Origin of the sequence: Longimicrobium sp. (assembly GCF_048594345.1) — a bacterium.
Taxonomy (GTDB): Bacteria; Gemmatimonadota; Gemmatimonadetes; order Longimicrobiales; family Longimicrobiaceae; genus Longimicrobium.
On sequence record NZ_JBMDXM010000145.1, the window covers coordinates 6,034 to 27,283 of the forward strand.

Here is a 21,250-nt window from a genome sequence, read left to right on the forward strand (position 1 = left end):
CCGCGACTTTCGTATTCGCCCCATGACGTTGACTCCGTCGGTTGCCAGCGCGGAAAAACTGCTGAAGCTCGCCCGGGCCGCCAGGCTCCAGCGCAGCCCGGCCGCGGCGCCCATCGAGCCGGCGGAGCGTGGCGCGCGGCTGCCGCTTTCCTTTGCGCAGCAGCGGCTGTGGTTCCTGGAGCAGCTGGGCGGCCTGGGCGACACGTACCACCTTCCTACGCGGCTGCGGCTGGGGCGGGAGCTGGACCGGCCGGCGCTGCGGCGCGCGCTGGACGCGATCGTGGCGCGCCACGAGGCGCTGCGCACGACGTTCGTGGAGGTCGACGGCGAGCCGGTGCAGCGGATCGCGGAGGAAAGCCGCTTCCACCTGTTGGAGCACGACCTGGCCGACCATCCGGACCCGGCGGCGGAGCTGCGCCGGCTCACGGCCGAGGAAGTGGGCGCGCCCTTCGACCTGGAGCACGGCCCGCTCATCCGCGGCCGGCTGATCCGGCTGCCGGGGGACGACCACCTGCTGCTGATGACGATGCACCACATCGTCTCCGACGGCTGGAGCGTGGAGGTGCTGACGCGCGAGCTGGGCACGCTCTACGAAGCCTTCCGCCGCGGGGAGGCCAATCCGCTCCCCCCGCTTGCGGTGCAGTACGCGGACTACGCGATCTGGCAGCGCAAGTGGGTGGATGGCGAGGTGCTGCGGCAGCAGGCGGAGTACTGGAAGACGACGCTCGCCGGCGCGCCCGGACTGCTGGAGCTGCCCGCCGACCGTCCGCGCCCGGCGCGGCAGGACCACGCCGGGGCCACCCTGGGGTTCGACCTGGGCGAGGAGCTTACGGCGGGGCTCAAGGCGCTGGGCCAGCGCCACGGCGCCACGCCCTCCATGACCCTGCTGGCCGGCTGGGCCGCGGTGCTTTCCCGCCTGTCGGGGCAGGAGGATGTCGTCATCGGCATGCCCAGCGCCAACCGCGGGCGGGCAGAGGTCGAAGGGCTGATCGGCTTCTTCATCAACACCCTCGCCCTGCGCGTGGATCTCTCCCGCTCGCCCAGCGTGGCGGAGCTGCTGGAGCAGGTGCGGGCGCGGTCGCTGGGCGCGCAGCAACACCAGGACATCCCCTTCGAGCAGGTGGTGGACCTCGTCCGGCCCGCGCGCAGCATGGCGCACACGCCGCTCTTTCAGGTGATGTTCGCCTGGCAGAGCGCGGCGGAGGGGCGGGCGGAGACCCCCGGCCCCAGGGCGGGAGGCGCGGGATCGGTGTCGCGGGCGGCGACGCTGGCGACCGCGAAGTTCGACCTGTCGCTGGTGCTGTGGGAGGCGGGCGGGCGCATTGTGGGGAGCCTGACGTACGCCACGGCGCTGTTCGAGCAGGCCACCATGGAGCGCCACCTGGCGTACCTGCGCCGGGCGCTGGAGGGGATGGCCGCCGACGCTCTCCAGCCCGTGGACGCGCTCCCGCTGCTGCCGGAGGCCGAGCGGCGGCTGGTGGTCGAGGCGTGGAACGCGACCGATGCGCCGTATCCGCGCGAGCTGTGCATCCACGAGCTGTTCCAGGCGCAGGTGGCGCGCACGCCGGACGCAGCGGCGGTGGTCTGCGGAGAAGAGGCGCTGAGCTACGCGGAACTGAACGCCCGCGCCAACCGTCTGGCGCACCACCTCCGCACCCTGGGCGTGGGCCCCGACGCGCGGGTGGCCATCTGCGTGGAGCGCTCGCCGGAGATGGTGGTGGGGGTGCTGGCGGTGCTCAAGGCCGGGGGCGCCTACGTGCCGCTGGACCCCGCCAATCCCGCCGAGCGGCTGCGTTACATGCTTGAGGACAGCGCGCCCACGGCCGTGCTGACGCAGACGTCCCTCCTGGCCGCGGAGGAGGGTCTGTTCGCGGGGATGGAGGCCCCGGTGCTGGCGCTGGACGCCCCGGCGTGGGGGAGCCGGCCGGCGACCGATCCGGAGCGCGGGGCGGTGAATCCGTCGCACCTGGCGTACGTGATCTACACCTCGGGCTCCACCGGGCTGCCCAAGGGCGTCATGATCGCGCACCGCAGCCTGGCGAACCTCGTCGCCTGGCACACCGACGCGTTCGCCCTTGAACCGGGGAGCCGATCGTCCAGCGTCGCCGGCGTGGGGTTCGATGCCGCGGCGTGGGAGATCTGGCCGGCGCTCTGTTCGGGGGCAACGCTGCTGCTTCCCCGCGACGCCCGTAATCCGCAGGCCCTGCTGGAGTGGTGGACCCGCCAGCGGATGGACGTGAGCTTTCTCCCCACGCCGGTGGCGGAGTTCGCGTTCGACCGGGGGATGTCCAACCCCTCCCTGCGCACCCTGCTGGTCGGTGGCGACCAGCTTCGGCACCTTCCGGGCGACCGGGGGGCGATGCGCGTGGTGAACAACTACGGCCCCACCGAGGCGACGGTCGTGGCGACCTCCGGCGAGGTGGCGAGCGTGGGCGCGCTGCACATCGGCCGGCCGATCCACAACGGGCGGATCTACCTCCTGGACCGCCGCGGCGAGCCGGTGCCGGTGGGCGTGGCGGGGGAGCTGTACGTGGGCGGCGCGGGGATCGGGCGCGGCTACCTGCGGCGCCCGGCGCTTACGGCGGAGCGCTTTGTCCCCGACCCCTTCGGCGGGGAGCCCGGTGCGCGGCTGTACCGCACGGGCGACCTGGCGCGCTGGCGGCCGGATGGAACGATCGACTTTCTGGGGCGCAACGATTTCCAGGTAAAGATCCGCGGCTTTCGCATCGAGCTGGGCGAGATCGAGGCGCGGCTGCGCGAGCATTCTGCGGTGCGTGAGGCCGTGGTGCTGGCGCGCGAGGATGCCGCCGGCGAAAGGCGGCTGGTGGCGTACTGCACCAGCGACGCCGCGCTCGACGTGGAAGCACTGCGCGCGCGCCTGAGCGAGCGGCTGCCGGAGTACATGGTGCCGGCGGCGTACGTGCGGCTGGAGGCGCTTCCGCTCACCCCCAACGGCAAGCTGGATCGCAAGGCGCTCCCCGCGCCCGAAGGCGACGCGTTCGTGACGCGCGGCTACGAGGCGCCGGTGGGGGATACGGAGCAGGCGCTGGCGGAGGTCTGGGCGGAGCTGCTGCGCGTGGAGCGGGTGGGCCGCCGGGACAACTTCTTCCAGTTGGGCGGCCATTCGCTGCTGGCCGTCCGCGTGATCTCGCGCATACGCCAGGTGCTGGGCGCGGAGGTGGCGCTGGGCGACCTGTTCGAGCGCCCGGTGCTGGCGGATCTGGCGCGGGCCATCGGCGGCGCGGCGCGCACCGGGCTTCCGCCGATCGAGCCGGCGGACCGCTCGGGGCCGCTGCCGCTTTCGTTCGCGCAGCAGCGGCTCTGGTTCATCGAACGCCTGAAGGACGCGGGCGCGGCGTACCACATCCCCGTGCGCCAGCGGCTGCGCGGCGATCTGGACCGCGATGCGCTGCGGCGGGCGCTGGACCGCATCGTGGCGCGGCACGAGTCGCTGCGCACGACGTTCGCCGAGGAGGATGGCGAGCCGGTGCAGCGCATCGCATCGGCGGAGGAAAGCCCGTTCCACCTGGTGGAGCACGATCTCCGCGGCCATCCCCACGCCGGAGCCGAGCTTCGCCGGCTGATGGCGGAGGAGGCGGGCGCGCCGTTCGACCTGGCGCGCGGGCCGCTGATCCGCGGCCGGCTGGTGCGGATGGCGGACGATGACCACGTGCTGCTCATCACCATGCACCACATCGTCTCCGACGGGTGGAGCATGGAGGTGTTCACCCGCGAGCTGGGCCAGCTCTACGACGCCTTCCGCGCGGGGCGGCCCGATCCGCTGCCGCCGCTCGCGGTGCAGTACGCCGACTACGCCGCGTGGCAGCGGCGGTGGATGGAAGGCGAGGTCCTTCGCGAGCAGGCGGAGTACTGGCGGGAGGCACTGTCCGGCGCGCCGGAGCTACTGGAGCTGCCGGCGGACCACGCGCGCCCGGCGCGGCAGGATTTTACCGGCGCCACCGTGGGCCTGGTGCTGGACGAGGCGCTTTCGGCCGCGCTCGGGGAGCTTTCCCGGCGGCACGGGACCACGCTGTACATGACGCTGCTGGCGGGATGGGCGGCCGTGCTCGCGCGGCTGTCCGGCCAGGACGACGTCGTCATCGGCACGCCGTCGGCCAACCGCGGGCGGGCGGAGATCGAGGGGCTGATCGGCTTCTTCGTGAACATGCTCCCCGTGCGCGTGGAGCTGTCCGACGCGCCCACGGTGGCGGAGCTGCTGGCGCGGGTGCGGGAGCGCGCGCTGGGGGCGCAGCATCACCAGGACATCCCCTTCGAACAGGTGGTGGAGATCGTCCACCCGGTGCGCAGCATGGCGCACACGCCGCTGTTCCAGGCGATGTTCACCTGGCAGAACGCCCCCGGCACCGGCTCCGGCTCCGGCAGTGGCGCCGGACTCCCCGGCCTCACCCCGGCACCGGCTGGCCCCGCGCGACCGCCGGGTGACGCGGCCCCGGGATCGTCGGCCGGGGCGGCCGCGCAGGTGACGGCGAACGTGGACCTGTCGCTGGTGCTGGCGGAGCACGGCGGGCAGATCGCGGGGAGCGTGACGTACGCCGCCGCGCTCTTTGAGCGGGAGACGGTGGAGCGCTGGGTGGGCTACCTGCGCCGCGTGCTGGAGGGGATGGCCGCGGACGAGACCCGGCGGGTGGACCTGCTGAAGATCGTCCCGGAGGCCGAGCGCGCACTGGTTCTGGAGGCGTGGAGCCGCACGGAGACTGTGGATTCGGCCGAATCGTGCGTGCACGCCCTGTTCGAGGCGCAGGTGCAGCGCGCGCCTGATGCGGAGGCGGTGATCTTCGGCCGCGACCGCCTGAGCTACGCGGAGCTGAACGCGGCCGCCAACCGGCTGGCGCGGCGGCTCCGCGCGGCCGGCGTGGGCCCGGAAGCGCGCGTGGGGGTGATGCTGGAGCGCGGTCCGGAGCTGGTGGTCGCGCTGCTGGCGGTGCTGAAGGCCGGCGGTGCGTATCTCCCACTCGATCCGGCCCTTCCCGCCGCCCGCCGCGCCGCGCTGGCGGCCGACGCGGGCGCCGCCGTGCTGGTGACGCGCGAGCCGGGGCTGGAGGGCTTCGCCGGCACCATCGTCTCCCCCGCGGAGGCGGAGGGGGAGGAAGGGGACGATCTGCGGCTCGACGTCCCCCCCGCCGCGCTGGCGTACGTCATCTACACCTCCGGCTCCACCGGCACGCCCAAGGGCGTCGGCGTCGCGCATGCGGAAGCCGCCGCGCACTGCCGCGCGGCCGTGGCGGCGTACGGGCTGACGCCGGCCGACCGGGTGCTGCAGTTCGCGGCGGTGGGATTCGACGTGTCGCTGGAACAGATGCTGGCCCCGCTTGCCGCAGGTGCCTGCGTGGTGATGCGGGGGAGCGAGGTTCCGACGCCGCTGGAGCTGGCGCGGCAGGCGGCGGAGCAGGGGATGACCGTCATCAACCCCCCGACGGCGTACTGGCACCAGCTGGCGGCGGACTCCGAAGCGCTGGAACTGCTCGCCCGCTCGGTGCGCCTGGTGATCGCGGGCGGCGAGGCGATGAGCCCGGTGGCGGCGCGCGAATGGGCGTCGGGCCCCGCGGCCGGCGTGCGGCTGGTGAACGGCTACGGGCCCACCGAAACGGTGGTCACCTGCACGGCGTACGACGTTCCGGCCGCGCTGCCGGCCGGTGCGGTGAACGTCCCCGTTGGCCGCCCCATCGGCGGGCGGACGGCGTACGTGCTGGATGGACGCGGCGAGCCGGCGCCGCTGGGCGTTCCCGGCGAGCTGTGCATCGGCGGCGTGCTGGCGCGCGGCTACCTGGGCCGGCCGGCGGCGACGGCGGAATCGTTCGTCCCCGACCCGTTCTCCGCCACGCCCGGCGCAAGGATGTACCGCACCGGCGACCGCGCCCGCTGGCTGGCCGTGGGGGAGCTGGAGTTCCTGGGGCGGCGCGACCACCAGGTAAAGGTGCGCGGCTTCCGCATCGAGCCGGCCGAGATCGAGGCGCGGCTGGGGGAGCACCCGGAGGTGCGCGAGTGCGTCGTCCTGGCGCGGGAGGATGCGCCGGGCGACCTGCGGCTGGTGGCGTACGTGGTGGGCGGCGAGGGCGTGTCGGCGGAGGCGTTGCGGGCGCACCTGGGCGCGGCGCTCCCGGCGTACATGATTCCCTCCGCGTTCGTGCGGATGGACGCCTTTCCGCTTACGCCCAATGGCAAGCTGGATCGCCGGGCGCTCCCCGTCCCGGACGCGCCCGCGCCGCGGACGTACGAGCCCCCGGTGGGGGAGACGGAGCAGGCGCTGGCGGAGATCTTTGCCGAGGTGCTGGGCGTGGAACGGGTGGGGCGCGGGGACGACTTCTTTGCGCTGGGCGGCCACTCGCTGCTGGCCGTCCGCGTGATCTCTCGCGTGCGGCAGGTGCTGGGTGCCGAGGTGGCGCTCGCCGACCTGTTCGAAAAGCCGGTGCTGGCGGATCTCGCGCGGGCCATCGCCAGCGCGGCGCACATCGAGCTGCCGCCGATCCAGCCGGTGGAGCGGACCGGCGAGATGGCGCTCTCCTTTGCCCAGCAGCGGCTGTGGTTCGTGGACCACCTGAGCGGCGCCGGGACGGCGTATCACATCCCCACGCGGCTGCGGCTGCGGGGGGAGCTGGACCGGGAGGCGCTGTCGCGCGCGCTGAACCGCATCGTGGCGCGGCACGAGGCGCTGCGCACCGCCTTTCCGGCCAGCGACGGCGTGCCCGTGCAGCGCATCGTCCCGGTGGAGGAAAGCCGGTTCCATCTCATTGAGCACGACCTGAGCGGCGATCGGGAGGCGCAGCGGGAGCTACCGGGGCTGCTGGACGAGGAAGCGCGCACGCCGTTCGACCTGGCGCGGGGGCCGCTCATCCGCGGGCTGCTGATCCGCCTGGCGCCGGACGAGCACGTGCTGCACGTCACCATGCATCACATCGTCTCGGACGGGTGGAGCATGGGGGTGTTCACCCGCGAGCTGGGCGCGCTGTACGGCGCGTTCCGCCGGGGCGAACCCGATCCGCTGCCGCCGCTGCCGGTGCAGTACGCGGACTACGCGGCGTGGCAGCGGCGCTGGGTAGAGGGAGACGTGCTCCAGGCGCAGGCGGACTACTGGACGCAGACGCTGGGCGGCGCCCCGGCGCTGCTGGAGCTGCCCACCGATCGCCCGCGTCCCACGCGGCAGGACCATGCCGGGGGCGCGGTGGACGTGGTGATGGACGAGGCGCTGACGGCCGGCCTGAAGGCGCTCTCGCAACGGCACGGCACCACGCTCTTCATGACCGTGCTCGCCGCCTGGGCCGTGGTGCTGGGCCGCCTTTCGGGCCAGCACGACGTGGTTGTGGGCACCCCCAGCGCCAACCGCGGCCGCACGGAGATCGAGGGGCTGATCGGCTTTTTCGTGAACACGCTGGCGCTGCGGATCGAGCTCGACGGCTCACCCTCCGTGGCGCAGATGCTGGCGCGGGTCAAGGCGCGGGCGCTGGGGGCGCAGCAGCACCAGGACATCCCGTTCGAGCAGGTGGTGGAGCTGGTGCAGCCCACGCGCAGCCTGGCGCACAACACGCTCTTTCAGGTGATGCTCACCTGGCAGAACGCCTCGGCGGGCCGGCTGGAGCTCCCCGGGCTCAGGCTGGGGGGCGATGCCCCGGCGTCGCGGGTGGCGGCGGCGGAGAGCGGCCGGGAGCTCCCCGCTACGAAGCCGGAGGATGAGGGCGCCGCGTCGGACGCGGCGGCGAAGGTGGACCTGGCGCTCGCGCTGTGGGAGTCGGGCGGGCGCATCGTGGGCAGCGCCACGTACGCCACGGCGCTGTTCGAGCAGGCGACGGTGCAGCGCTGGCTGGGCTACCTGTGGCGCGTTCTGCACGCCATGGCCGCCGACGATGCGCGGGCGACCGACCGGCTGGAGCTGCTGGACGCGGCCGAGCGCAGCCAGGTGCTGCAGGGGTGGAACCGCACGGACGCTAGGCTTCCGCGGACGTGCGTGCACCAGCGGTTCGAGGCGCAGGCGGCGCGCACGCCCGACGCCGTCGCCCTGGTCTTCGAGGACCGCTCGCTGACGTACGTGGAGCTTAACGCGCGCGCCAACCGGCTGGCGCACCACCTCCGCGGGCGCGGCGTGCGGCCGGACGCGCGGGTGGCGGTCTGCATCGAGCGCAGCCCGGAGCTGCTGGTCGCCTTCCTGGCCGTGCTCAAGTCCGGGGGCGCGTACGTCCCGCTGGACCCGGGCGACCCCGAAGAGCGGCTGCGCCACATGCTGGACGACGGCGCCCCCGCGCTGCTCCTGGCCCACGCCGCGACCGCCGCGCGCTTCGCCGCCGAGTCCATCCCGGTGATCGACCTGGACGCGGACGCGCGGGGCTGGGCAGGGGAGTCCGCAGCCAATCCGGTGCGAGAGGAGGTGGGGCTCACGCCCGGCCACCTGGCGTACGTCATCTACACCTCCGGCTCCACCGGCCGCCCCAAGGGGGTGATGGTGGAGCACCGCGCGCTGGCCAACGTCATGGGGTGGATGGCGCAGGCTTGGCCGCTGGGCCCGGACGACGTGGTGCTGCAAAAGACGCCGGTGAGCTTCGACGCCTCGGCGCGCGAGCTGTATCCGCCGCTGCTGGCCGGTGCGCGGATGGTGATCGCGCGCCCGGGCGGGCACCGCGATCCCGCGTACCTGGTGGAGACGATCCGCCGCGAGGGCGTCACCACGCTGCACTTTGTCCCCACCATGCTCCAGTTCCTCCTGGAGGAGCCGGGGATCGAGCGGTGCACGTCCATTGCCCGCATCGTGTGCGGCGGCGAGGCGCTGCCGGCCGCCCTGGCGCGGCGGGCGGCGCAGCTGCTGCCGCACGCGGAGCTGCACAACGTCTACGGCCCCACCGAGGCCGCCGTGGACGTCACCTGGCTGCGCGTCCCGGCGGAAGTCGGGGGGCCGCACCTTTCCATCGGCCGGCCGATGGGCAACTGCCGCGCCTACTTCCTTGACGCGGCCGGCGAGCCGGCACCCCTGGGCGTGGCGGGCGAGCTGTACCTGGGCGGTGCGCAGGTGGCGCGCGGTTACCTGGGCCGCCCGGCGCTTACGGCGGAGCGCTTTGTCCCCGACTCCTTTGGCGGCCAGCCGGGGGCGCGGCTGTACCGCACGGGCGACCTGGGGCGGTGGCTGCCCGACGGGACGGTCGAGTTCCTGGGGCGCAACGACTTTCAGGTAAAGGTGCGCGGCTTCCGCATCGAGCTGGGCGAGATCGAGGCGCGGCTGCGGGAGCACGAGGGCGTCCGCGAGGCGGTGGTGGTCGCGCGGGAGGACGGGGCGGGCGACCGGCGGCTGGTGGCGTACTGGACCGGCGACGCGGTGGAGGTCGACGCGTTGCGGGCGCACCTTTCCGGGCGGCTGGCGGAGCACATGGTGCCGGCCGCGTACGTGCGGCTGGAGTCGATGCCGCTTACCTCCAACGGCAAGCTGGACCGCAAGGCGCTCCCCGCGCCGGAGGGAGACGCCTACGCGCGGCGCGGCTACGAGGCGCCGCAGGGCGAGACGGAGCAGGCGCTGGCGGAGATCTGGGGCGAAGTGCTGGGCGTGGAGCGGGTGGGCCGCCACGACAGCTTTTTCGAGGTGGGCGGCCACTCGCTGCTGGCGGTGCGGCTGATCTCGCGCGTGCGCCGGGCGCTGGGGGTGCAGGTAGAGCTCGACGTGGTGTTCGAGCGCCCCGTGCTGCACGAGATGGCGGAGGCGCTGGCGTCGGCGGGACGGGCGGAGCTGCCGCCGATCGAGCGCGTGGACCGCGGCGCGCCGCTGCCGCTCTCGTTCGCGCAGCAGCGGCTCTGGTTCCTGGAGCGGCTGGGGGGGCTGGGGACCGCGTACCACGTCCCCACCCGCCTGCGCCTGCGGGGCGAGCTGGACCGGGACGCGCTCGTCCGCACCCTCGACCGCGTCGTGGAACGCCACGAGGCGCTGCGCACGACGTTCGTGGAGGTGGAGGGCGAGCCGGTGCAGCGCATCGCGCCGCCCGGCGGGTTCCCCCTGCTGGAGCACGACCTGGGTGGGCACGCGGACGCGGAGGCGGAGCTGCGCCGCCTGGCCGCGGAGGAGTGGGCCGCGCCCTTCGACCTGGAGCACGGGCCGCTGATCCGCGGCCGGCTGATCCGGCTGGCCCAGGACGACCACGTCCTGCTGGTGACGATGCACCACATCGTCTCCGACGGGTGGAGCAGGGGCGTGCTCACCCGCGAGCTGGACGCGCTGTACGCCGCCTTCCGCCGCGGCGACCCCGATCCGCTCCCCCCGCTCCCCGTGCAGTACGCGGACTACGCGGCCTGGCAGCGGACGTGGGTGGAGGGCGAGGTGCTGCGGGAGCAGACGGAGTATTGGCAGACGACGCTGGCCGGCGCGCCCGAGCTGCTGGAACTGCCGGCGGACTTCCCGCGGCCGGCGCGGCAGGACTTCGCCGGCGGGCTGATCGGCATGGGGCTGGACGAGGAGCTGACGGCGGGGCTCAAGGCGCTGGGCCGGCGGCACGGGACCACCCTCTTCATGACGCTGCTGGCCGGATGGGCGGCGGTGCTTGCCCGCCTGTCGGGGCAGGACGACGTGGTGATCGGCACCCCCAGCGCCAACCGCGGGCGCATCGAGATCGAGGGGCTGATCGGCTTCTTCATCAACACCCTGGCCCTGCGCGTGAACCTTGCCGGCTCGCCCACCGTGGCGGAGCTGCTGGGGCAGGTACGGGCGCGGGCGCTGGGGGCGCAGCGGCACCAGGACATCCCCTTCGAGCAGGTGGTGGAGCTGATGCAGCCGGCGCGCAGCCTGGCGCACACCCCGCTCTTTCAGGTGATGCTCACCTGGCAGAACGCGCCCGAGGGCGAGCTGGAGCTTTCCGGCCTGGCGGCGCCGGAGCCGGATCCGCGCCCTGCACCGGCCGCGCGGGCGGGGGCGGCCGTGCGGACCACGGCCAAGTTCGACCTTTCCCTCGCCCTCGCCGAGCGGGACGGGCGCATCGTGGGGGCGATGGAGTACGCGGCGTCGCTCTTCGAGCGCGGCACGGTCGAGCGCTGGGCGGGCTACCTGCGGCGGGTGCTGGAGGAGATGGTGGCGGATGACAGCCGGCCCGTGGAGCGGCTGGCGGTCATGCCCGAGAGCGAGCGGGCGCTGGTGCTGGAGGGGTGGAACCGCACGGAGGCAGACTACCCGGGCGGCGTTCCCGTTCACGCGCTGTTCGAAGCCCAGGCCGCGCGCACGCCGTCCGCCACCGCCGTCGTGCACGGGGACCAGGCGCTGAGCTACGCGGAGCTGAACGCGCGCGCCAACCGCCTCGCCGGTCGCCTGATCGAGCGCGGGGTGCGCAGCGGCGATCGCGTGGCCATCGCCATGCCGCGCTCCCTCGAACTCGTCGTCGCCGAGCTGGCGGTGCTCAAGGCGGGCGCGGCGTACGTCCCCGTGGATCCGTCGGTCCCGGCGGAGCGCACCGCGTTCATGCTCGCGGACAGCGGCGCCCGGATCGTGCTCGCCCTGCCCGGCGCGGAATTGGCCACTTTGTCCGAAATCGATCGCATCGACGTGGGCGTGCTGGAGGATTGGGCCACTTTGTCCGAAAACCAGCACATCGAAATGGATGTGATGGCGAACTTGGCCACTTTGTCTGCAATCCAGCGCGTCGACGTCCATGGTCGGGCGGATGGGGATGCGAGGAATCCATCCGTCGCGGTCGATGGGGATGCGCCGGCGTACGTGATGTACACCTCCGGCTCCACCGGCGCGCCCAAGGGCGTGGTGGTGCCGCACCGGGCGATCACGCGGCTGGTCATCAACAACGGATACGCGGACTTCGGTCCCGATGACCGGGTCGCCTTTGCGGCGAATCCGGCGTTCGACGCGTCCACGCTGGAGGTGTGGGCGCCGCTGCTGAACGGCGGGCGCATCGTCATCATCCCCCAGGACGTGCTGCTGGAGCCGCGCCGCTTCGCCGCAGCCCTCGCCACGCACGGGGTGGACGTGCTGTGGATGTCCGTGGGCCTGTTCAACCAGTACGCGGACGAGCTGATGGACGGGATCCCGCGCCTGCGCTACCTGATCGTGGGCGGCGACGCGCTGGACCCGCACGTTATCGCGCGCGTGCTGCGGCAGGGTCCGCCGCGGCACCTGCTGAACGGCTACGGCCCTACGGAAACGACGACGTTCGCCATCACGCACCGGATTACGGAGGTGGCGGAGGGACGCGGCATCCCCCTGGGCCGTCCCATCGCGAACACGCGCATCTACGTCCTGGACGCGCACGGCGAGCCGGTGCCGGTGGGCGTCGCGGGGGAGATGTACGTCGGCGGCGCGGGCGTGGCGCTGGGCTACCTCGATCGGCCGGAGTTGACGGCGGAGCGGTTCGTCGCCGACCCGTTCGGGGGCGAGCCCGGCGCGCGGATGTACCGCACCGGCGACGTGGGGCGCTGGCGGGCGGACGGGACGATCGAGTTCATGGGCCGCACGGACTTTCAGGTCAAGGTGCGCGGCTTCCGCATCGAGCTGGGTGAGATCGAAGCGCGGCTGCTGGCGCATCCCGAGGTCCGCGAGGCCGTCGTGCTGGCGCGCGAAGACGCGCCGGGTGACAAGCGCCTGGTCGCCTACGTGGTGGCGGAGGAGTCCGTCGACGCGGAGGCGCTGCGGGCGCACGTGGCCGCGCGGCTGCCGGACTACATGGTCCCCGCAGCCTACGTGCGGCTGACGCAGCTGCCGCTTACGCCCAACGGCAAGGTGGATCGCCGCGCGCTTCCCGCGCCGGAGGGCGCCGCGCTCGCCACCCGCGGCTACGAGGCGCCGGTGGACGACGCCGAGGCCGCGGTGGCCGCGATCTGGGCTGCGGTGCTGCGCGTGGAGCGGGTGGGCCGCCGCGACCACTTTTTCGAGCTGGGCGGGCACTCGCTGCTGGCCGTTCGCGTGATCTCCCGCGTACGCCAGGATCTGGGCGCGGAGGTGGCGCTGGGCGAGTTGTTCGAGCGCCCCGTGCTGGCCGATTTCGCCCGCGGGCTGCAGGCGGCGTCGCGCACCGGGCTGCCGGCGATCGAGCCGGTGCAGCGGGGGGCGGACCTTCCGCTCTCCTTTGCGCAGCAGCGGCTCTGGTTCATCGACCGGCTGCAGGGCGCGGGGCCGGCGTACCACATCACCGTGCGCCAGCGGCTGCGGGGTGGGGTGGACCGGGTCGCGCTGCGGCGGGCGCTGGACCGCGTCGTCGCCCGGCACGAGGCGCTGCGCACCGTCTTCGCCGAGGTGAACGGCGAGCCGGTGCAGCGCATCGTTCCGGTGGACGAAAGCGCGTTCCACCTGGCGGAGCACGATCTCCGCGGCCATCCCCGGGCGGGGGCGGAGCTGGGGCGGGTGATGGAGGAAGAGCGGGAGGCGCGCTTTGACCTGGCGCGCGGTCCGCTCATCCGCGGGCGTTTGATCCAGCTGGCGGACGACGACCACCTGCTGCTCATCACCATGCACCACATCGTCTCGGACGGGTGGAGCATGGGCGTGCTTACCCGCGAGCTGAACGCGCTGTACGCCGCCTTCCGCGACGGCGCCCCCGATCCGCTGGACGCGCCGCCGATCCAGTACGCCGACTACGCCGTCTGGCAGCGCCGCTGGGTGGAGGGCGAGCTGCTTCGGGAGCAGGCGGCGTACTGGCGCGAAACGCTGGCCGGCGCGCCCGAGCTGCTGGAGCTGCCGGCGGACCACGCGCGGCCGGCGCGGCAGGACTTTTCCGGCGGGCTGGTGGGCATCGGTCTGGACGAGGGGCTTACGGCGGGGCTCAAGGCGCTGGGCCAGCGGCACGGGGCCACGCTCTTCATGACGCTGCTGGCCGGATGGGCGGCGGTGCTTGCCCGGCTGTCGGGGCAGGACGACGTGGTGATCGGCACGCCCACGGCCAACCGGGGGCGGAGCGAGATCGAAGGGCTGATCGGCTTTTTCGTCAACACGCTGGCGCTGCGGGTGGACCTTTCCGGCTCCCCCTCCGTGGCGGAGCTGCTGGCGCGGGTAAAGACGCGATCGCTGGGGGCGCAGCAGCACCAGGACATCCCGTTCGAGCAGGTGGTGGAGCTGATGCAGCCGGCGCGCAGCCTGTCGCACACCCCGCTTTTCCAGGTGATGTTCACCTGGCAGAACGCGCCCGGGGACGAGCTGGAGCTTTCCGCTCCTGCCGCACCGGAACCGGCCTCGCGGCCCGCGCCCGCCGCGCAGACGGGGGCGGCCGCGCGGACGACGGCCAAGTTCGACCTTTCCCTCGCCTTTGCCGAGCGGGACGGCCGCATCGACGGCGTGGTGGAGTACGCCGCGGCGCTCTTCGAACGGGAGACGGTGGAGCGCTTTGCCGGCTACCTGCGCCGCGCGCTGGAGGCGATGGTGGCGGACGAGCACCAGCCCGTGGACCGGCTGCCTCTGCTCCCCGAACACGAGCGCCGGCAGGTGGTGGAGGCGTGGAACGCGACGGACGCGGCGTACCCCGCGGACGCGTGCGTCCACGAGTTCTTTGAGGAGCAGGCGACGCGCACGCCGGACGCGGTGGCCGTGGTCTTCGAGGGTCGCGCGCTCGCCCGCGCGGAGCTGAACGCGCGGGCCAACCGGCTGGCGCATCATCTCCGCTCGCTGGGCGTGGGGCCGGACGCGCGGGTGGCGATCTGCCTGGAGCGCGGTCCCGAGATGGTGATCGCGCTGCTGGCGGTGCTCAAGGCGGGCGGGGCGTACGTGCCGCTGGACCCCGGCTATCCCGCGGAACGCATCACGTACATGCTGGCCGACAGCGCACCGGCGGCGGTGCTCACGCAGCGGGGTCTGCGGGAGCGGGTGGAGGGCGCGAGCGTGCCGGTGCTGGAGCTGGACGGCGGATCGACGCCGTGGGCCGCCGGGCCCGCGACGGACCCGGAGCGCGGCGCGCTGACGCCGGACCACCTGGCGTACGTCATCTACACCTCCGGCTCCACCGGCCGGCCCAAGGGGGTGGGTGTTCCGCACCGCGGCGTGGTCAACCGGCTCCACTGGATGGGGGCGTTCCACGGCCTGGGGACGGACGAGGTGGTGCTGCAGAAGACGCCGTACGGCTTCGACGTCTCGGTCTGGGAGTTCTTCTGGCCGCTGATGGCGGGCGCACGGCTGGTGCTGGCGCGGCCGGAGGGACACCGCGACCCGGGCTACCTGGCGGAGACGGTCCGGCGGGAAGGGATCACGACCATCCACTTTGTCCCCTCGCTGCTGGCCGTGTTCCTGGAGCATCCGGACGCGGGGCGCTGCACGGGGCTGCGGCGGGTGGTGACCAGCGGCGAGGCGCTGCCGCCGGAGGTGGTGGCGCGCTTTGGCGAGCGGCTGCCGGGGGTGAAGCTGCACAACCTGTACGGGCCCACGGAAGCCAGCGTGGACGTCACCGCGTGGCGCTGCGCCACGGACGGCTCGGCGGCGCGCATCCCCATCGGCCGCCCGGTGGCCAACACGCGCATCTACCTGCTGGACGCGCGGGGCGAGCCGGTGCCCGTGGGGGTGGCGGGCGAGCTGTACATCGGCGGCGTGCAGGTGGCGCGCGGCTATCAGAACCGCGCGGGGCTTACGGCGGAGCGGTTTGTCCCCGACGCGTTCGGCGGCCAGCCGGGGGCGCGGCTGTACCGGACCGGCGACCTGGCGCGGTGGCGGCCCGACGGGACCGTCGAGTTCCTGGGCCGGATCGACTTCCAGGTCAAGATCCGCGGCCTGCGGATCGAGCTGGGGGAGATCGAGGCGCGGCTGGCGGAGCATCCGGAGGTGCGCGAGGCGGTGGTGGTGGCGCGCGAGGAGCGGCCGGGCGATCAGCGGCTGGTGGCGTACGTCGTGGCCCCTGGCTCGTTGGGGATCGAGGCGCTGCGGGCACACCTGTCGGAGCGGCTGCCGGAGTACATGGTGCCGGCGGCGTACGTGCGTCGCGACCTGCTTCCGCTCACGCCGAACGGCACGCTGGACCGCAAGGCCGGGCCCGCACCCGACGCCGCCGCGTTCGCGACGCGCGGCTACGAGGCGCCGGCGAGCGAGAGGGAGCAGGCGCTGGCGGAGATCCTGGCCGACGTGCTGGGCGTGGAGCGGGTGGGGCGCCACGACAACTTCTTCGAGCTGGGCGGGCACTCGCTGCTGGCCGTACGCGTCGTTTCGCGGGTGCGGCAGGTGCTGGGCGTGGAGGTGCCGCTGGGGGAGCTGTTCCGCTGCCCCGTGCTGGCGGACCTGGCGCGCGCCATCAATGACGCGGCGCGCACCGAGCTGCCGCCGATCGAGCGCGTGGATCGCGGCGGGCGGCTGCCGCTCTCCTTTGCGCAGGCGCGGCTCTGGTTCCTGGAGCAGCTGGGCGATCTGGGCAGCACGTATCACATCCCCACGCGGCTGCGGCTGGCGGGTGATCTTGACGGGGCGGCGCTGCGGCGTGCGCTGGACGCGATCGTGGCGCGCCACGAGGCGCTGCGCACGACGTTCGTGGAGGTCGAGGGCGAGCCGGTGCAGCGGATCGCGGCGGCAAGCCCGTTCCACCTGCTGGAGCACGACCTGCGCGCGCACCCGGACGCCGCGGCGGAGCTGCGCCGGCTGGCGGCCGAAGAGGCGGACGCGCCTTTCGACCTGCAGCACGGCCCGCTGATCCGCGGGCGGCTGGTGCGGCTGGCGGACGACGAGCACGTCCTGCTGCTGACGATGCACCACATTGTCTCCGACGGCTGGAGCATGGGCGTGCTGACGCGGGAGCTGGACGCGCTCTACGATGCCTTCCGCCGGGGCGAGGCCGATCCGCTGCCCCCGCTGCCGGTGCAGTACGCGGACTACGCGGCCTGGCAGCGGGCGTGGGTGGATGGCGAGGTGCTGCGGGAGCAGGCTGCGTACTGGACCACGGCGCTCGCCGGCGCGCCCGAGCTGCTGGAGCTGCCCACTGACCATCCGCGCCCCGCGCGAAAGGATCACGCCGGGGCCGCCCTGGGGATCGACCTGGGCGAGGAGCTTGCGGCGGCGCTCACGGCGCTGGGCCAGCGCCGGGGCACCACCCTCTTCATGACCGTGCTCGCCGGGTGGGCCGCCGTGCTGGCGCGCCTGTCCGGGCAGCACGACGTGGTCGTGGGCGCGCCCAGCGCCAACCGCGGCCGGGCGGAGATCGAGGGGCTGATCGGCTTTTTCGTCAACACGCTGGCGCTGCGGGTGGACGTTTCCGGCTCGCCCACCGTGGCGGAACTGCTGGAGCAGGTACGGGCGCGGTCGCTGGGGGCGCAGCAGAACCAGGACATCCCCTTCGAGCAGGTGGTGGCTCTCGTTCAGCCCGCGCGCAGCCTGGCGCACACGCCGCTCTTTCAGGTGATGTTCGCCTGGCAGAACGCGGTGGAGGGCCGGCCGGAGCTCCCCGGCTCCTCCGGGGCGGGAGGCGTGGGCCCGGCGTCGCCGGCGACGGCCAAGTTCGACCTGGCGCTCTCGCTGGGGGAGACGGGCGGGCGCATCACGGGCAGCGTGACGTACGCCACGTCGCTGTTCGAGCAGGCCACCATCGAGCGGCACCTGGCGTACCTGCGCCGGGTGCTGGAGGCGATGGCCGCCGACGACCTGCAGCCCGTGGACGCGCTTCCGCTGCTGCCGGAGTCCGAGCGGCGGCTCGTCGTCGAGGAGTGGAACCGCACGGAAGCCGGGTACCCGCGCGGGCTGTGCATGCACCAGCTGTTCGAGGGGCAGGTGCGGCGCACGCCGGACGCGGTGGCGGTGGTCTGGGGAGAGGGGGCGCTGACGTACGCGGAGCTGAATGCCCGCGCCAACCGGCTCGCGCGGCGGCTGGCCGCGCTGGGCGCCGCGCCCGAGGCGGTCGTGGCGCTGGCGCTGGAGCGGTCGGTGGAGATGGTGGTGGCACTGCTGGCCGTCGCCAAGACCGGCGCCGCCTTCCTGCCCATCGATCCGGTCTATCCTGCCGAGCGCCGGCGCTGGATGCTGGAGCGCTCCGCCGCCCGCCTCGTCCTCACCACTTCCGCGCTTGCCGCCGATCTGCCGGAGACGGAGGCGGCCGTCGTCGCGCTCGATCGCATCGCGGCGGAGATCGAGGCGGAGAACGACAGCGATCTCGCGGTCGATGTGGACGCGGAAAACGCCGCCTACGTGATCTTTACCTCCGGATCGACCGGGCGGCCCAAGGGCGTGGTGGTGCCGCACCGGGGGATCGGGAACCTGGCGGCGGCGCAGCGCGAGGCGTTCGGCATCGAGCCGGGCGGGCGGGTGCTGCAGTTCGCCTCGTTCTCCTTCGACGCGGCGGTGGCCGAGGTGGCGCACACGCTGCTGGGCGGCGCCACGCTGGTGATGGCGCGCCCCGGGCAGGCCGGCCCCGAGCTGCTGGGGCTGCTGCGCGACCAGGCGGTCACCGTCGCCACGCTGCCGCCCGCGCTGCTGGCCGTGCTCCCGGCGGACGATCTGCCGGCGCTGCGGACGATCGCGTCCGCCGGCGAGGCGGTGTCGGCGGAGGTGGTGGCGCGCTGGGGTGCGGGGCGCCGCTTCGTGAACGCCTACGGACCGACGGAGACCACCGTCTGCGCGACGGTCTCCATCAACCCCTCCACCACCGGACATCCACCGATCGGGAAGCCGATCGCGAACGTGCGCACCTACGTGCTCGACGCGCGGATGCAGCCGGTGCCCGTGGGCGTGCCGGGTGAGCTGTACGTGGGCGGCGTGGGCGTGGCGCGCGGCTACCTGGGCCAGCCGGCGCGGACGGCGGAGCGGTTCGTTCCGGACCCGTTCGGCGGCGACGCGGGCGCGCGGCTGTATCGGACGGGCGACCTGGGGCGGTGGCTGCCGGACGGGACGATCGAGTTCCTGGGGCGCGCCGACTTGCAGGTGAAGATTCGCGGCTTCCGCATCGAGCCCGGTGAGATCGAGGCGCGGCTGGCCGAGCACGCGGACGTCCGAGAGGCCGTCGTCGTCGCGCGCGAGGACGTGCCCGGGGACCGGCGGCTGGTGGCCTATTACATGGGCGAGGAGGTCGGGAGCGACGCGCTGCGGGCACACCTGTCGGAGCGCTTGCCGGAGTACATGCTGCCGGCGGCGTTCGTCCGCCTGGAGGCGCTTCCGCTCACGCCCAACGGGAAGGTCGACCGCGGGGCGCTGCCGGCTCCCGAAGGCGATGCCTTTGCGGCGCGGCGGTACGAGGCGCCGGTCGGGGAGGTGGAGGAGACGCTGGCGGCGATCTGGGCGGAGCTGCTGGGCGTGGAGCGAGTGGGGCGCGGCGACAATTTCTTTGAGCTGGGCGGGCACTCGCTCCTGGCGGTGCGGGTGGTCTCCCGGGTGCGGCAGGTGCTGGGGATGGAGGCTTCGCTGGCGCACGTCTTTTCGCACCCCACGGTGCAGTCGCTGGCCGCGCGCCTGGCCGGGGACGACGACGCGCAGCCGAGCGACCGGGCGATCCCCATCCGCCCCACCGGCTCGCGCCCTCCCCTCTTCCTGGCGTACGACGGGACGGGGTCCATTACCTACGCACAGGTGCTGCACCCCCACATCGATGCCGATGTCCCGGTGTACGCGCTCCCGGCGCCGGGGCCGTCAGAGCCCCCGCTGCGCACCGTCGAGGCGATGGCGACCCGCCTGGTGCGGATGATCCGCGAGGTGCAGCCTTCGGGCCCCTACCGGTTGGCGGGATGGTCGTTCGGGGGCGTCCTGGCGTACGAGGTCGCCGCGCAGCTGATCGGCCGCGACGAGGTCGTGGAGTTTGTGGGGATGTTCGATAGCGTCTGCCCGGCCGGCTCCACCGCGACCGCAAGCTCACCCGCCGCGCCGCGGGACGCCAGGATGGAGCACGCGCTCATCCTCCAGGTGCTCCGCACCGCCGACACCATGGTGGACGGCGGGGACGAGGAGAAGATCGCGGCGGCCGGAGACGGAGACCTGGAGACGTTCATCCTGAAGTGCCGCGAGGACGGGCTCCTTCCGCCCCACGTCACCGCGGCACAGGCCCGGGCGGTGCGCGACCGGATCCGCGGCCACGATGCCGCGCTGGGCGAGTACTCCCCGCAGCCGATCCCGGTCCTGATCCACCAGTTTTCCGCCGCGGACAACCGGCTCTCCGATCCCACGCGCGGGTGGGGCGCGTTCCACCCCCAGGGCTGGCTTCGGACGACGCCCGTGCCGGGGACGCACCTGTCCATGATGCGGCCGCCGAACACCGCCACCCTGGGTGAGGCGCTGTCGCGCGCGGTGGAAGGGGCGCGGGACGAGGCGCCGCCGCGCTCCGCCGCGGGCGGCTCGCCCGTGGTGATGCTGCAGGACGGGGCGGCCGGCGCCGCTCCCCTCTTCTGCGTCCCCGGCGCGGGGAGCGGCGTCACCTCGTTCGTCGACCTGATGCTGGCGCTGGACCCGTCCGTGCCGGTGTACGGGCTTCAGCCGCGCGGGCTGGACGGGGAGGCGCCGCCCCACGCCTCCGTCCAGGCGGCCGCGGAGCACTACCTTCGCGCGCTCGCCGAGGCGTGCCCCGCGGGTCCCGTCCATCTGCTGGGCCACTCGTTCGGGGGATGGGTGGCGCTGGAGGTGGCGCTGCGGCTGCACCAGGCCGGACGCACGGTCGCGTCGCTCACCATCCTGGACAGCGAGGTGCCGAACGATTCCGAGGCCGTAGTCCGCGAGTACGGCGGCGCGGAGGCGTTCCTGGAGCTGGTGACGGTCCTGGAGCTGGCCACGGAGCAGTCCCTGGGGATCGGGCCCGCGGAGGTCGCCTCGCGCGACCAGGCCGGGTGGCTAAGGCTGCTTCACGGGAAGATGGTCGGGCTGGGCCTGCTGGGCGCGCGCACGACGCCCGAGGTGCTGACGGGTTCGTTCCGGACGTTTGCGCGGTGCCTGCGCACCGCCTACCGCCCGCTTGGCATCTATCCCGGCCCGCTGCGCCTGGTGCTCGTGGACGATCCCGCCAAGGACGAGGCGGCCAACCGCGCGATGTTCGCCCAGGCCGAGCGGGGATGGCGGGAGTGGGCGCCCGGGCTGGTGTTTTCGGTCGGGGCGGGGAACCACGTCACCGCGCTCAAGCCGCCCCACGTGGCGGCGCTGGCCGGACTCCTCACCGAGGATCGTCGCGCGCACGAGGGGTGACGCACTTGTTGTCAGAGAGTGTTGTCAAACCTCCCATGAGAACAGTTGTCCTGTGAGGGTGAGGAACCTCTGTTGTTCCTCCAGAAGAACACTGTCATCCTGAGGGAGCGCACGCCTTAACTTTCATGGCCACAAGAGCTTGCGCGCGACCGAAGGATCTTTGTCGGGTCGCGACGGGCCAAGCCTCCGAGAGCTGTTCACGTCCCTTCGTCGTGTCGG

The 21,250-nt window shown here is 73.6% G+C and carries 1 protein-coding gene; it reads left to right on the forward strand.

Annotated elements, in window-relative coordinates:
• Positions 1 to 22: 22 nt before the first annotated feature.
• Positions 23 to 21,031, forward strand: coding sequence for a non-ribosomal peptide synthase/polyketide synthase (locus tag ACOJUJ_RS15830; RefSeq protein WP_420127865.1), 21,009 nt, complete (start codon positions 23 to 25; stop codon positions 21,029 to 21,031).
• Positions 21,032 to 21,250 lie beyond the last annotated feature (219 nt).

Coding starts and splice junctions, on each gene's coding strand:
- ACOJUJ_RS15830 (WP_420127865.1), top strand. CDS start 23: ATGACGTTGACTCCGTCGGTTGCCAGCGCGGAAAAACTGCTGAAGCTC.